General features: G+C 44.6%; 11 protein-coding genes. 2 read left to right on the forward strand and 9 right to left on the reverse strand.

The annotated features are described in order from the left end of the window. Nucleotides 1–76: 76 nt before the first annotated feature. On the reverse strand, nucleotides 77–1,693 hold the full coding sequence (locus tag AB4Z30_RS04580; protein WP_441923713.1) for a DUF4153 domain-containing protein: 1,617 nt from the start codon (nucleotides 1,691–1,693) through the stop codon (nucleotides 77–79). A gap of 140 nt (nucleotides 1,694–1,833) precedes the next feature. Between AB4Z30_RS04580 and AB4Z30_RS04585 the strand changes: the two genes are divergently transcribed. Further along, nucleotides 1,834–3,615, forward strand: a complete 1,782-nt coding sequence (locus AB4Z30_RS04585; protein WP_441923716.1) for an ABC transporter substrate-binding protein — start codon at nucleotides 1,834–1,836, stop codon at nucleotides 3,613–3,615. A 34-nt stretch (nucleotides 3,616–3,649) separates the two neighbouring features. On the opposite strand, the gene AB4Z30_RS04590 is transcribed toward AB4Z30_RS04585, so the two are convergent. Together AB4Z30_RS04590 and AB4Z30_RS04595 are read right to left on the reverse strand one after the other, a co-directional pair. Continuing rightward, entirely contained in the window at nucleotides 3,650–5,017 is a 1,368-nt protein-coding gene (locus tag AB4Z30_RS04590) for an FtsW/RodA/SpoVE family cell cycle protein (protein WP_441923718.1), read from the reverse strand. Beyond that, nucleotides 5,017–5,352 (reverse strand): PadR family transcriptional regulator, encoded by a 336-nt coding sequence (locus AB4Z30_RS04595; protein WP_441923720.1) that lies wholly within the window; start codon nucleotides 5,350–5,352, stop codon nucleotides 5,017–5,019. Before AB4Z30_RS04595 ends, AB4Z30_RS04590 begins: the two co-directional genes overlap by 1 nt. A gap of 217 nt (nucleotides 5,353–5,569) precedes the next feature. Between AB4Z30_RS04595 and AB4Z30_RS04600 the strand changes: the two genes are divergently transcribed. Next, nucleotides 5,570–6,160 (forward strand): AAA family ATPase, encoded by a 591-nt coding sequence (locus AB4Z30_RS04600; protein WP_441923722.1) that lies wholly within the window; start codon nucleotides 5,570–5,572, stop codon nucleotides 6,158–6,160. Nucleotides 6,161–6,813: 653 nt separating this feature from the next. Here AB4Z30_RS04600 and AB4Z30_RS04605 read toward each other — a convergent pair. The 6 genes from AB4Z30_RS04605 to AB4Z30_RS04630 form a co-directional block, all read right to left on the reverse strand. Continuing rightward, nucleotides 6,814–7,788, reverse strand: coding sequence for a sugar phosphate isomerase/epimerase family protein (locus tag AB4Z30_RS04605; RefSeq protein ID WP_441923724.1), 975 nt, complete (start codon nucleotides 7,786–7,788; stop codon nucleotides 6,814–6,816). Between the two features lie 142 nt (nucleotides 7,789–7,930). After that, on the reverse strand, nucleotides 7,931–9,625 hold the full coding sequence (locus tag AB4Z30_RS04610) for a hypothetical protein (RefSeq protein WP_441923726.1): 1,695 nt from the start codon (nucleotides 9,623–9,625) through the stop codon (nucleotides 7,931–7,933). Nucleotides 9,626–9,645: 20 nt separating this feature from the next. Further along, the gene (locus tag AB4Z30_RS04615) at nucleotides 9,646–10,518 is read right to left on the reverse strand and encodes a carbohydrate ABC transporter permease (protein WP_441923728.1); all 873 of its coding nucleotides are present in this window, start codon (nucleotides 10,516–10,518) and stop codon (nucleotides 9,646–9,648) included. Nucleotides 10,519–10,578: 60 nt separating this feature from the next. Beyond that, nucleotides 10,579–11,481 (reverse strand): ABC transporter permease, encoded by a 903-nt coding sequence (locus tag AB4Z30_RS04620; protein ID WP_441923730.1) that lies wholly within the window; start codon nucleotides 11,479–11,481, stop codon nucleotides 10,579–10,581. Between the two features lie 116 nt (nucleotides 11,482–11,597). Beyond that, entirely contained in the window at nucleotides 11,598–13,202 is a 1,605-nt protein-coding gene (locus AB4Z30_RS04625; RefSeq protein ID WP_441923732.1) for an extracellular solute-binding protein, read from the reverse strand. A gap of 406 nt (nucleotides 13,203–13,608) precedes the next feature. Beyond that, complete coding sequence (locus AB4Z30_RS04630; protein WP_441923734.1) at nucleotides 13,609–15,852, reverse strand: helix-turn-helix domain-containing protein; 2,244 nt, start codon at nucleotides 15,850–15,852, stop codon at nucleotides 13,609–13,611. Nucleotides 15,853–15,868: the final 16 nt, after the last annotated feature.

Raw genomic sequence — 15,868 nt, forward strand, 5'->3', positions numbered from 1 at the left:
TTACATTATAGCACTTACATATTACATTTGCATAAATGAACTGCTGAGAAATCCAAACTCTGGTCTGTCCCGTTCTTCATTTGGACAAATCTACCCAGGCGTTATGTCTCGCAAAATTAAATGAAACCCAACTTGCATCTTTCACATGCATGTCCAGAACTTGTTTACGCTCCATCAAATGAGTCTCTAATTCCGGAAATTCTTTGCTTGCAAACTCTTTCAGTAACGGTAAAGCATCTGCAGATAAACTTGCCAAATAAGCGGTATCGATGTTGCCTGTCTGGTGATAACGTTCGATATTGAGCTCCGCAATTCGGTTATCCATCCCCATATAGTTCATTAGCGTATACGCCGACAGTCCAAGCACAATATAACAGCGAATCAGTGGTATCTTTGTGTATCGAATCCGTAGCGCAGCGATGATTAACAGTAACCCCAGAAAGATCATGAAGGCATGAACAAGGAATCGGATGTACGTATATCCATACGCTTGTTCATACAGATTCAGACGCACAAACGCAGAACCTAACATGATTGCAGAGCAACATACCAGAATCAGGAGTAACACCTGTTGCACGACTAGCCCCATTCTTCCTTTGATCTGTGTGTATTGCAACACAACAACCAGTATGAGAAAGTTCAATCCAGTGACCAACACAAGCTCTGTAAAACCATTTCTTGCATACTCGGCGTAAGACAAATCCTCTGGCAAATATCCTTTCCCTGCCCCGAACAGGTATGAAAATTGTACAAGCACAAACAAAATGTAAACACTGTTCATGACTGTTAATATTGTAGCCGTGATAATTGAATCAAGCTTAAATGGCTCTTCTTGCTTAGGCCTTGCCTGCTTAAGAGGAGATACCGGAGCGAAGGCTGGTATAATCTCTCCTTCCTTCCCCGGGTTAACCGTAGATTGCTCAGCACCTTGATGCGGCTGAACTGCCGATAAATCTGGACTACTTTTCCAATGGGCATTCTCTGATCTCTCTGCTTCATACTGCATCGGCTGCACAAATCCCCAGACGTAACCGAAAAACATGATGGCTGCAACTATAATCCAAATGATTCGGGGCAGCATCGGCATGAGTGCGAGTTGATCTAACCACTCCGGAAAACCAGATAAGTAGGCATTAAAGACACCATCCGCAGAAGACAATAAGGTGAGCACTACAAGCAGAAAAGGTATTGAAGCCAATAAACCGATTAGCACTTTGAATACGATCACTTTTTGCGTTTTATCCATTTTGCGCCCTCCGGCTCTGACCATCATGGAACCGATCGTTCCCCAGTGACGAATCGTTTGCGGGAGTACATGGTCTATCGCTGTACCAATCAAACGTAACTCCCACCATTGCCGCTTCTTTCTCCCCATGGCATACGCAAGATGCAGCAGGACAAGACTCGGGATAACCATGAAGTTGAGCACCTGAAACAAAACATTATCAAATAACAGATATGTCAGTGATAACAGAAGAATTACACTTGCGATCCAGGCATCAACAATCGTTAACGCCCTCATTCGATCTCTGGCAAATATGTACATAAAGCTATAAAACAGGATAACAAAGATCGGATACGACACCCCGATATCAAGGTCATAAAATAAATATTGATGCATAACTGCAAGCAATACAGCCGTTAGCATCGTAATCATCGCACGATGGGGTGAAGACATTATTTTATTAATCATGGGAAATACCTCCATTTATCTATCTACGTTTTATTTTAGATGATAAAATGAGAATATAAATAGAAATATTGATTGATATAACTTCTTATTTTAGATATTTAGATAACACATCGGATTATGCCATCGAGGGGGAAGCTTTGTTGAAACTGCATCAGCAATATTTGCTGCTACACAGCCAGCTGGGAGATACATCAGAACATTCCATTACTCTTGCCGACCTCGCTATATTACTAGATTGCACCCACCGCAACACACTAACCATCGTAAAAAAAATGGTCGCGCTTGGTTGGATTGATTGGCATGCCCAGAGAGGACGAGGGCGACGTTCGATGCTGTCTCTACTGATACCAGCCGATCAAATCGCTGCGGAGTATATGATGCAGGCGATGAATCGCCGAGAATTACAAGAAGCTGCTGATCAGGTCCGGGCTTTTTCCAATTCAATGTCCATGCAACATGTTCTGAATCAGTGGCTGCTCGGTTATTCTGGACACCACACGGAATCCGGGTCCAACAATGAGCCGATTGATACGCTCCGTTTACCCCTTCGTCAACAGCTTCATGCGCTCGATCCGTTGTATATCAATCTGCTCGCAGAGTCTTTTGTGACCAGCCATGTGTATGATGGGCTTGTACAGCGGGATGAACACGGAGAGATTATGGCTTGTTTAGCACATACGTGGGATGTATCAGGTGATAGACAAACATGGATTTTCCATTTGCGAAAAGGGGTTTATTTTCACAACGGCAAACCCCTCACGGCTTCGGATGTCGTCTATACATTTGAACGACTGCAATCCACGGAACGCCGTACGTTATACCGTGAGGTGATGCAACAGGTGCATTCCGTTGAATCGTTAAATCCACTAACTGTGCGCTTCCATTTGAAGAAACCTCAGGAATTATTTTTGTCCTTCTTGACGACAAGCCGGGCTGTCATTGTTACTCCAATCTCAGATGCAGATAAGGAAATAACGCCAACAAACCTGATACAGTCTATGCCCAAACCGGTAGGAACGGGGCCTTTTAAAGTAACCGCATGGGATCATCACTTGTGCAGACTTGAAGCTTATCCAGCCTACTTTCAGGGAAGAGCTCTCATTGATCGGGTGGATATTTTGCAAATTCCTTGGAGTACTTCGGTGGAGAAAGTGGATGAAAATCAGGAGCTCGAATCAACCAAACACGTGGAATCACCCTTCTTCCACCTTGTACATAATCCGTCGAAAACAGCAAGTGAGGCATGGACTCAAGCAAGTTCAGGTGTGACTGTTACCAAATTGCTTACGTGTAACACACAAAAAACCGGACCGTTAAGCGATCCGGGTGTACGAGCCTACTTGAAGCAGTGTATTGTTCAGGTACAAGAGAAGGTGCCGAATTGGCCTTTACATCAGGAATACAAACCGGAGAGCTGCGAACATTCGCTGGGGCCTTCTCCTTATGATGAGCCCATTGCCTTGCACATTGCGACCATCCCGCAATATCGGCTGGATGCTGAGTGGCTTGCACTTGCTTTGGAACAATCCGGTTTTCTATGCACCATACGCACAGGAAGCATGGAACAATTCAAAGGAGATTGGCGGCTTGAATCCGATCTGATTCTTTTCTCTCTCATTCAAGATCGGGATGTGGAGCTTCGCAGATATGATTTGTTTGCTACCTTGTCTGAGCATCTGGAGCACCAGTCTCAAAAGCTGGTTCAACATAGGTTAGAATCCATTGCTGCATCCCCATATGCAACAGAGCGCAGCCAAGCGCTATCCGAAATTGAAGAGTACCTGATCCATGAACATCTGATGTTCATTTTGTCCCAAAAACCTGTAGAAACTGCTTATCTTCCTACCGTTCGCGGAATGTCATTCAACAGTCAGGGATGGGTTAATCTGCGGCATATCTGGTTCCCCTCAGAAAAATTATGAATCTTGGAAGCTCTCCATCATCTTTCAGGTAAAGTCAAACTGTGCCCCTTGCGGGTACAGTTGTATTAAGGCTTAAGGAAACCGTATCCTTCCGGCGATAAACACCGAGAAGCAATCCGATCATGGCGTATTCAAGTATCACATGGGAACCATACCCGATAACGGGAAATTTAATACTCATGATGGGCACCATTCCCGTGATGATCGCAGCTGAATAACTCAGTTGAAGTGCAAGTGTAACCGTTACAGAAAGTACAATGATCGAACCAAACTTGTCTTGTATTCGCGGCAGTATTTTAAATAATGTACTTACAAACCACACGATGCCAACAAAAAACAGCGCACAGGCAGACCACCCGAACACATCTATAAGCATAACTCCGGGATAACTCAGATAAAAATATTTTAAAGTTGAACCTGTCGGAATGCTCGTACCATTCCCCCACCATCCCGCTGTTTTGACGATATCGATAATAGCGTTATTCATAAATCCCATACCCTTTGGATCTTGATCCAGATTAAATACAATAGATAACCTTTCGAATCGACTATATTGATCCGTTATAAGTAATAACAAGGTTGCAGCCGCTCCGCAAAAACAGGCAGTAATCAGCGTATACAACCACTTTCTTGTAATCCATCCGAACAGTAGCAAAGATATACACCCAAATAACGATAATCGGACCCAATCCGAGATTTGATAGATAAGCACCATAGGCAAAGCTACTAATCCAATATAGGTAAATATCATTCGCACGTTCACACCCGAACGAAAATGAGGAATTATAATCCCCCCGATCGCAAGCGGCAGTATCCAAAGTGCAGATGTAGTAACATCGATTGAGAAACCAAATGGTAATGAAAAGAATCTGTTCATGCCGCCATATGAGTCTGCTATCACCGGGGTTATCCATAAGAGGACATTGATTAGAACGTATACCCACCAAGCAGATTTAATCCATTTCCTATAGTCAAAAAAGAGAAAGAACAACATAGCTATCATGCCTATACTTGTATACAGTAGAACAGATGAGTATTCATATCCCAAGCTTAATAAACTATTCGTATAAATCCAGCTCAAAACCAGGCTAATCATAGCCATCCCTATTACTCCCGTCAATAATCCCCAGTGCATCCGGTGACGGTGAATTTTGTGCATTCTTCTACCTAGATCAGCCGGATCACCCATTTGTTCAATAGCATATGCGGCAGCTTCCTCCGATGTAAATCCTTCCTGCTCCTTGTCATAAATCATCTCTTCGAGATGATTCCCAAGTTCTTCACGAAGATCACTATGTACTTCACTTGCCTTAACCTGACTACAGATTTGATCCAGATATATCTGAATCTGCTGCTTTTCTTCTTTCTGCTTCCCCTGCTCTATCACTTCCTTCAGATTCATCAGGTTAAACCTCCTTCACCGAGTACACGATCTACAGCACGGCGAAATAAGGACCATTCTGCTTTTTTCTCCTGTAATGCCTGTATGCCTTGATCTCGAATGGAGTAATATTTGCGTTTTCTGCCCTCTACCTCTGCCCAATAAGCCTCAACCCATCCATCGATTTCCATGGCATGCAAGATAGGATACAATGTACCTTCTTTGAGGCTAAACACGCCCTCCGATTGACGATGCAGTTCCTTAATAAGCTCATAGCCATACATGGGTTGTGCATGAAGTAACGTTAAAATTAATGTTTCTGTACTTCCTTTAATCATTTGTTTATTAATCGTCAAGCAAAACTCTCCCTCCTAAATACATGGTTTAATACATCGGAAATCTATGCATATTTAATCTAGGTATTAGATTAACTTATTATTCCTTTTAAGTCCAGCACCCATTTGATCTATTTATGTTAAGATAACTCTATCTGGCCTTGAAGTAGAAAAGAAATTTTACGATTTCCATATGTTTAGACAGTCCGATATCACGTATTAAAGGAGACATTGTCGCATGAGCAAGAGTAAACTCATTTTCTTTCTCGGCGGAGCCGGAAGTGGCAAAACTACACTCGCCAAAGCGCTCTCGCGTAAACATAAAGCTGCATTTTTGGACATGGACATCTTGCTTCGTCCCGCAGCGGAGGCCATCATGACGTTACAAGGGCTTGATCCATCAGACCGAGATTCACCCGAATATAAACGGCTGTGCCGTGATCTGGGTTATCGAATTACGATGGATGCCGCCCTGGATAACGTACAGCTTGGTGTAGATACTCTCGTGGTTGGGCCTTTTACCAAAGAGACCGAGACACCCGATTGGATTGAGCAGGAACTCACACGCATCGGACGTTCCCTTGATGACACAGACGTTCGAGTGGCTTACGTTTACTTGCAGAACGAAGCGTTGTATCACCAACGAATCACAGCGAGACAATCTCCATTAGATGAATGGAAACTGGCTAACTGGGATGCGTTCCGTTCTTCTCTTGATCGAAAAAAAGTGGCCTGGCCGCTTCCCGTGGAATCTGTTGCATATATCGACAATTCTAGTGATGATCCTGCTATTGCTTTTGCTGAATTGGAACGACGAATGTATGAGTGAAAGGATTCTGAGGTGCTAGGATTCTGAGATGCGAAGATTGTGAGGTTCGGGAAGGCTGGATGCAGGTATAGCTACAGGTCCAGGTCCAGGTCCAGGTCCAGGTCCAGGTCCAGGTCCAGGTCCACAACAATTTTAACGATCCTGAGAGAGCTTATTTTAACCTTTTGGGTCATTTTAAAATTCTAACGATCTCAGGTGACGTTATTTCTCGAAAAAAGGCCCAAATACACCCTAAAAGTTACTGAAACAACGAAATAAGCTCTCTGGTGATCGTTAGAATTTTATTTTGTCGTTTTTGGAGGAAATAAGGTTCCTGGTGATCGTTAGAACTTTAAAAGTGAGGATTAGAACTCGTTTTTGCATTCTCTTATTTGATACGATGGCGTTTTCTATCACCGCTCGCTCAATCGCTCTTTTCATTCCACTCTTCCCATAACCTGCTTGATACACTCTAGTTTCGACGCGGTAAAAAAACCAAGAGAGAGTATCTCCTCATCTCGTGGTTTTTGTGGTTTTGTGGTTTTGTGGTTTCTGTGGTTTCTGTCGTTCTATGGTTTCTGCGGGTTCTATGGGTTCTGTGGTTTCTGTGGTTTCTGTATCTTCTCTCTTCTCACGATCGTTGTACCTTGTATTTCCCCAATTCCACTACTCCATCACAATTCGTTCGCTTGCTTCATTTTCTCCCGACGTTCGGCAATACGAGTTGTAATAAGTTTATGGCTCTCATCAATCTCCTCAGGTGTGCAGGCCGCTTTCAGTTCATACACTTTCACAGGAGAGCGATCGATGATATCCAGAAATGAATCAAAATAAGTCATGTCCTGACTATGAACATAAGGACACCAGTGGTCGGACAACCCTACCGTTTCATGGATGTGCACACCCACGACATGATCAATCAGCGCATTCGCTTCGCGCACATTGTCATACAATCCCATGCGATCCATCATCATGCCGTGGCCGATATCGTACCATAATCCCAGCGGAGCGCCCTTCATCTGACCAATAATCGATCCTGCTTCCTGCAGCGTTGGCATCTGATAACAGCGTGAACGGGTTTCAATTCCAAAACTCACACCGTAACCACGTTGCTCCGAAAGATTACATACCTCTTCCAGACTTTCCTGTATGCGTTTCAAGTAATGTTCACTCCCTGCCTGCCGCTTCTCCAGCATCTCCTGCCACAACTCTTGATAGGCTGGTGAATCCTTGCCTTGCTCGTGATAGATCTTTTTGAGAGCTTCATCAATATTATACTCAAACGGCACTTCCCCAGGGTGCACAACAACCGCCTTCGCACCGTAGCGATGAGCATATTCGGCAGAACGAAGCAAGAGTTCAATCGCCTTTCTACGACGCGGCTCATCGTCGAATCCTAGCAGCACCGAATCCGTTCCATAATCCGGATCGGGTACATGCGGAAACGTGTTATGCACACTGGATACACCCACTTGCCCACGTTCAATCATCGGTTCAATCGTCTGCAAAAGCTCATCCGTCACATTATAATTCAACTCTACCTGTCTGAAGCCAAGCGACAAAATCTCTTCGATCATGTCTTCGCCCGTCATATGGCGCTTGATATTCCAACATGTCGAGAATGAGTATTCTTTCTTGTCTGTATACATGTACTCTCTCCTGCCTCCCCGTACCTTTAACCCTACCATAGCCCTTCTAATAACCTTATAATAGTCCCTTCGAATATCCTTCTAAAAAAGTCCATTCATAGTCTCTCGCCTAACCCTGTGATAACCGTCTCACATCATTGTTCTATTCACTGATCCCGAGCTCAAACCTCATCCGGTTCTCCGTCACACCCGGAACATAGCGATATATAATCTCGGCATAGTCCGTATACATTAACACTGTCGGCGCTGGGGCTTCGGCTTTCACAGAACAGGTTAGCCCCGGAAGCGTCCAGCTCGCTGGTTGTATATCGTGTGGATGCAGGTTAGGTCCTTTGATTTCGAAATAAACTTCTATTTCCTCCGCTGTATCCAGCTGCACCTCAATATTCAATGTTTCTGGCGTGACCTCCGCTTCAAAAGTGATACCCCGAAGATGGCTGTTCCAGTCTCCACCCTTTTCACGCCGAATAAGACGAAGGTAATACCGCTCTCCTGTCTCCGTTTGCCAATGAATCGTTGCCGGATGCATCTGGCCGTTCGTATTGCGACTGCCGGACATCGCACCTATCATTCGTGTCTCACCAATCCAGGCCGAAGCAGTGCACAGATTGCGGTTTGCTTTTGGATCATTGCGTTCACATAGCTCCATAAACTGTTTTTGCACGAGTCGATCTCCTTGATGGGCTTTAAAATAAGGTACAGCTCCTTCAGGTACATCAACACCCAATAATGCTATCATCGGATCATGCCCCGATTCACAGTTCATGCCTGTCAAATACTCGTAGCCTTCTCCTAACAAAAGATAGAGAAAGACACCGATGGAGCTATGTTCCCGCATCTCCATTTCATATGCCCGAGCAAATGGCCCGGATATATTTTCCATATTTGCATTATAATACAGCGCAATATTGTTCCATAATCCATGCTCAATCCGGTGAGCAATTTCTGTCATGCGCTCCGTTATGGCATACTTTCGAAACATCCCAAGTACGGCGAGATCCACCCCGTAATAGGTCGTGGTATTAAACTCAGCAAACGTACCCCCGTACTGCTCGAACTCCTGTATCAGACCTTCGGCCTGTTCATCCGCATGCTGAATCCAATCCTTCCGCTGGAACCGATGTCCATAATAATGGGTAATAAAAATATGCATCAGTTCAATGTTCGTGTTCATCGGAATCACATCTGACCGTCTGCGCTCCACAGAGCCCTGAACAGCTCGTTCCATCGCTTCATCCATTCGCTGAATAAGCTTATCCGGCAGAAGTTCCACAAACTCGGCTGTCGCTATAGCACACACACATGCGATAAATTCCCGCCAGTTTGGATCATAACTGATCCAGACCGGAGGCAAAACTGCGTTCACAGAGGCGTAAAACAGCTCTCTCAATTGTTTGGCGTCTGTGCCTTCCTTCAATAAATCATTCTCATGCTGCAGATTATGAATAAACTGCGCAGACACCTTCTCAAAGGTGCGTTCCAGGAAATATGCCGTGCCTGGCGCAAATGATTTCCATGCATAATGACCTGCGGGTGGGTGCTCTTCATTTGTCTGGGTCGCAAAGGTGCCGTGATAGATTTCTTCGGGCGCATCATATTGATAATTGAGCACGTTGTGAAGCACACGAACAGCCCGCGCTACATCGCCGGGCTCCTGACGAATCAGCAAGCCCAGCGCATAATGCGCACTTCCTCGTGTACCATGCTCTGATGCATCGTCTTCAAAACTGCGAAGCAATGCGAATTCATCGTCATAAAAACGATCCATCATGACCATGGACTGACGTACTAGATGTTGCTGCTCCTTGGACATCTTCTTAACCATCGGTTGTGTCATGCTTATGACCTCCTGAGACGTTAACCTTTCACAGCACCTACCATTACGCCGCTAATGAAAAATCGCTGCAACCATGGATAGACGAGCAGGATTGGCAACGTCGAGAATATTACACTAGCTGCTTTCAAGCTTTCCGGTAACACATGAACTGCACCAATGCCTTCATTTTGCATCAGTTCAGTGATTTGGTTTTGCTGAATCATCTGATATAACTTCAATTGTAAGGGATACAGCTCCGGTTTGGTAATATACATTAACGCATCCTGGAATCCATTCCAGCGTCCTACGGCGTAAAACAGACTGAGTGTCGCCATAACCGGAAGAGACAACGGCAAAATGATGCGCATTAACGTTCCAATCTGCGTACTTCCATCAATATCAGCTGCCTCCTCCAGACTCTCCGGGATGCCGCGGAAAAAGGTGATCAGAATAATCATATAAAACGGGCTGATCAGGCCAGGAAGAATTAATCCCCAAGTGCTGTCCAGCAGATGCAAATTTTTGATCAAAATATACTCCGGAATAATGCCACCGCTAAAAAACATCGTTACAACAATGACCAGCATGAACCATTTGCGCCCTCTCAGACTGCTTTTGGCAAGGGGATATGCTGCCATAATGGTCATAACCATACTTAACACCGTACTCAGAACCGTCAGCCAGATCGTGTAGATCAGAGAACGAATCATGGAACCATCACCGAACACCTTACCATAGGCCTCCCAGGACAACTCTTTTGGGAAAAAGGAAACCTCTCCCGAACCGATCGCCCGGTTCGAGCTAAGCGAGATCGCAATAATATGGATGAATGGTGCAAGGCACAGTACCATCGCAATGACAATCAGAGTTACATTTACTGTGTTGAATATTCGATTCGCCGTGTTTTCCGACATCTCACTCACTCCTTACAGATCATAGATGGATACCGTGTTGCCGCAGATGCATGGATTCCGTTACATAATGCTCTCATCTGTCAATTTTTTAGATGCATAGTTAGCACCAAGGATGAAAATTAGTCCAACGATAGCTTGGAACAGCCCCACTGCGGTCGCCAGTGTCACTTGGCCGGATTGCAGACCCAAACGGTACACAAACGTACTGAGCACGTCTGAATATTCTCGCACTGCCACATTTCCGATGATGAACGGTCGGTCAAAGCTAATGGAGATCATGTTGCCGACATTGATAATCAGCAAGGTAACAATAGTCGTTTTGATGCCTGGCAGAGAGATATGCCAAATTCTGCGCAAACGGCTGGCTCCGTCTACCTCGGCAGCTTCATAGAGCTCACGGTTAATGCCTGTAAGGGAAGCCAGATACAAAATCGTTCCCCAGCCTGCACTCTGCCACACTCCTACGGCGAGATACGTAAAGATCCAATAGTTTTTATCTGATAGAAACGGAAGCGGATCAAGTCCCATGCTCATTAACATGTTGTTAATGAAGCCAGATTGTGTGCCAAACACCTGCAATACGATACCACCTATGATGACCCAGGAAATAAAGTGTGGAATGTAAAGCAACGTCTGTGCCATCTTTTTGAACCAGGCGACTCTTAATTCAAAGAGCAAGATGGCGAGAATTAGAGGTGCTGGAAAGGAGACAAGCAAGTCCAGCAAATTCAGGACGATTGTATTACGCAGGGCTGTGTAGAATCCCTGATTTTGAAACACTTCCTTAAACCCCTCGAATCCGATCCACTCACTACCACCAATTCCTTGGAAGAAGTTAAAATCCTTGAAGGCGATCTGCACCCCATACATTGGACCATATTTGAAAATGATGAAGTATACCATTGGTAGCACAAGTAATGCGTACATTTGCCAGTTTCTACGGAAATACGTACCTGTCTTCATAATGTTCCCCCCAAGTCGTGAAGGATATCTCATGGAAGGCGCACTTTACATCGCCCCCATGAAATGTCCTGTTCAATACGGTCAGACCTGTCCAACCTGCGCTATATGATGAATAATTACTTCATCGCTTTGTAAGCCTCCGTACGCTCATCAAGAACAGCTTGGCCTCCACTTCCCATATAATCACTCATCATACTGTTATACACAGCTTCAAAATCAGCCGGTTTGGAGATCGTTGTTTTCACAATAAACTCCGAGAATTTGTCTTTTAAGCCGTTACCATAACGAGATTCCGCTTCAATCGGTTTGGAGAAACGTACGGGTTGAATCGTGTCCGTATTGGAGATAGCTACCGATTTGCGCATGTCATCCCGATATTTGGGATCCACCTGAACGACATAAGCCTCTTCGTTTTTCTTCTCATCTCCGACATATTTGCCGTTTACAATGATGGCAATGTCACCAGAGTTGTAGATCCGACCAGCAATCTCAGGAGAAGCATCTTCTTTAATCTGTGGCACACCGTCCACCAGCTGATAGTTTTCGTCTTTCACACCGTATTGCAGGTCAAACAGGTTGTTGCCAGAAGCCATCCAATCCAGATATTTCATGGCTGCTTCTGCATTTTGACTTGTTTTTGGAATCATGACATACATTGCATTTGGTGCATATGCCGGCTTGGCAAATTTGCCTTCCGAATTTTTGAACGCATCAATCGGTGTCATCACCGCATCAGGTTTATTGGTTTGCAGGTTTTTATACGTCCCTGAGATGTAAATCTCTCCTGCATCTTCACTGTAGAAACCTACTTTCCCGTTGGATACATCTTCCCATAGCTTTTTCTTGTCTTTATCCAGCCCGAAGTCTGCACTCATTAATCCCTCGTTATACAACGTATTCATATATTTCAGTGCATCTTTGAAGCCAGGCAGCAACGTTGGATAATCATTAGAGCCTAGCTGTTGAGTTAATGTATATCTCTGTTCTTCCGTGAGAGGCTGGATGAAAGACCAGATCAATGGCTCATATTGCGCCGAAGCAATCGACATCCCCATCGGAATGAGTGGTGATCCCACTTTGCCTGGATCTTTCTCCTTGAATGCTTTCAGGGCGGTGTGCAATTCCTCAGCCGTTTGAGGTGCTGGCAATCCAAGCGCATCCAGCCAGTCCTGCCGAACATATGAAGCGTACTTCCCTAACACCAGACGTTTGCCTGGTACAGCGAATTGTTGCCCATCATACTGACCGTATGCCAGCGTGTCATCACCCAGAAATGTTTTCAGATTGCTTCCCTCTTTGTTTAGCAGATCAGTCAACTCTGTCAAACCGCCTTGTGAGGCATAACGATTAAATGTACTGGAGTCATAAGTGAATACAATATCAGGCACTTCAGAACCACTTGCCATGAGCACGTTAAGCTTCTGCACTTCCTCTGAGCGGGGAACCGGAACAAATTGAACATCAATGTTGTTCGGGTCACCAAATTCCTTTTGAATGAAGCGTGTTAGATAACTATCGGAGATGGTGTAACCTGCCGGTGTATTTCCCCGGTCAAAAATTTCTACTTTCAACGTGGTTCTGTTCCCCGCACCCGCTTCCCCGGATGATGAAGATGATGATTCACTACCTGACGAACACGCGGATAATAATAGAGTGAATGCTGTTACCGCTGCGAGAATCGAACTTGCTTTTCCTGCCTTGCGTCTTTGAAATAATTTCATTTTACCTTTCCCCTTTCGCACTCATTCTGTAATGATTCACATGATCGCCACTCCGTTATCGTTGTCCAACCTGCTGCACCTGTGAATGTCATTAATTATTACATTGTTTTCTGAAAATCGACAATAAACTATTTTCAAAAAGGAAAAAAACTCGTTTAAACGTCAAAAAAACTAACTTATAAACACTTTTCCTGACAATAAACTATTTTCACTACATTTATGTTATATAATCTAACATCATTTTAAGTGATTCACACTCTTTTTCAGCTGGTAATTCGCTCTAATTCGACAATGAATGACAAACAATAATCTATTTTCCCTATCCCTTCTGTTAGTGAACATAAAAAAGACCGCATAATATGCGGTCCATTGCTAGGCAATCTATGATGACGTTGTCTCCAGTGGTTTATTGCTCTTCTTTCTTACCGTGTTGCTTGCGATAATCTCCCGGAGTCACGCCAATCACACGTTTGAACACTCTACCAAACGAAATCGCATTAGCGTAACCCACTTGCTGAGCGATATCCTGAATAGCTGTATCTGTTGATGTGAGCATTCGGCATGCTTTTTCCACTCTCAATTTCACAAGAAAATCGACAAACTTCATATCGAACTCTTCTTTGAACAAATAACTCGCATATTTACCCGAAATTTGAAAACGGTCACTCAGGTGTTTCAGCGACAGATCCGGATCATCGAAATGCTCCTCAATATATACACGCAGTTCGTTGATCATCGCACGGTGACTTTTCGTTTCGTTAACGGCAACATAATTGCGATAAACCTCTTTGAGCCAATCCAGCAAAATTTCCCGAATGCCTTCAAGTGTGTCGACCTCCTGAATTTGCGAGCGAAGCCGCACTAGAACGGGCTCATCAAATTGATGTTGCAAACGTTCGGACAACTCCCCAAACTCACGCGCAAACATCTGAATCAACGATTGCACAAGCATACGAATATCTTTATCGTTCATCTGGTCTTCGTTAAATGCAATAAACATCTGGTCAAGCTGTGCTCGCCAGCCATCCCCGGTAAGCCTGAACTCCCGAACGATGTCCACGAGCATTTGCAAATATTTGTACGAATGCAGCTCCATCTGGTCGGGAAGTTGCTCACTAAGCACAATCGCATTCTGACCAAGGGTGAGCCGGTGCTGTAGACCTGTGTCTGCACTGGTATAGGATCGAGTGATGTCTTCCCAGCCATTAACCGTTTGTCCAATTCCGAACGTAAAACGAATGCGGAAATGCTCGGCAATCCACATATGCAGCTGTTTAGCCAGATCCATTAGCAGCTCACGGCTGAGACCCTCTTTTTCATTGGAGGCTACCACAACGATCAAACGACGATTTCCAAACCATTCTGCCCATGCCCCAAACTTGCTCTCTTTCTGAACCAGTTCCTTGAACACATTCATCAGTGCCATTTTTAAAATATTAGAATGACCGGACAGGTCTGCCCCATTCATCTCCGCTACCAATACAGCGGCACACTGCGGTTCAAGAAACCTTTCCTCAAGAGGCTGCAAGTGACGAAGGCGCTGACGGAATGAATCCAACCGTTCGCCTTCCATTAAATCTACAAGCAACTGCCTGCGATGAATCAGTAAGTTCTCATGATGCTGTTTCTCGTAATCTACCGTTTGAGCAATGAGATGTTCCAGCGCCCTGTCGATCAGTGCAAGCTCGTTTTTGACAGAAGGTGCGGCATCCTCTTCATGCACACGGGGCTGCAGCGCCTGAATGCGATTCATCATCAGCTGCATAGGTTTTACGTTTCTACGTGTAATATATATTAAACCTGCGACTGCCGAAGCAATGGTGAGAATACCGATTCCGATCCACACATAGGACACCAGCGATACCCATGAATATAACTGACCTGTCTGAATCCCACTTTCAAAGATAAGCCCCAGCTTTTCACCCTTCACCCTATTCAAAACATTCCCCTCAGCCGTGGCAATCTGATGAGCCGAATATACGAGATCCCCATGATTATCCTTCACCTGTAGAAAAGAGAGATTCGCATCCGTCATGTTGTCAATTTGCCTCTCCAAGGCATACAACCGTACTGTAATAACAAGCAGACCTTCACCACCCCAAGGCAGTGGCAGCCATTTATTCATGCTGATGACCTGTGTAGGGACATCAAATGAACGTTCCTTGTAAGATCTGGGCTGATTCCAACCCAGATTCAGTTTATTTTTCAACGCCTGCTCGATATACGATTTATCCCCAAAATCCTCAAAACTCACCATTCCTCTAGGTGTAATAATATTCGAATCCGACATTCGGTAGAGATAAATCGATTGCACCATCCCCTGCTGATCCACCATACGGTTCAGATCACTGGCTGCATCATAAATAAACTGACTGGACAATTGTCCTTTTCCGGCTTCCAAAAAACGACTGTACATTTGGTTCGTTACAATCTCGTCTAACATTCTCATCTCGATGTCGCCCATTGTACGCTCCAATGTGCTGACAATGTAACGTGTGGAGATCATATCCGCTTTTCTGGTTTCTTTTCGTGACAGTTCGTTAACAATCAGGAAGGAGAGAAAGATCAGAATGGAAATCGTGAGCAGAAATAGGGGGAAATATGAATAAATCAACCTGGTGTGCCAGCTCCGCTTTAGATTCACTTTCATAAGCCTCACTTCCTTC

Source organism: Paenibacillus sp. 2TAF8 (assembly GCF_052114825.1).
Taxonomy (GTDB): Bacteria; Bacillota; Bacilli; order Paenibacillales; family Paenibacillaceae; genus Paenibacillus.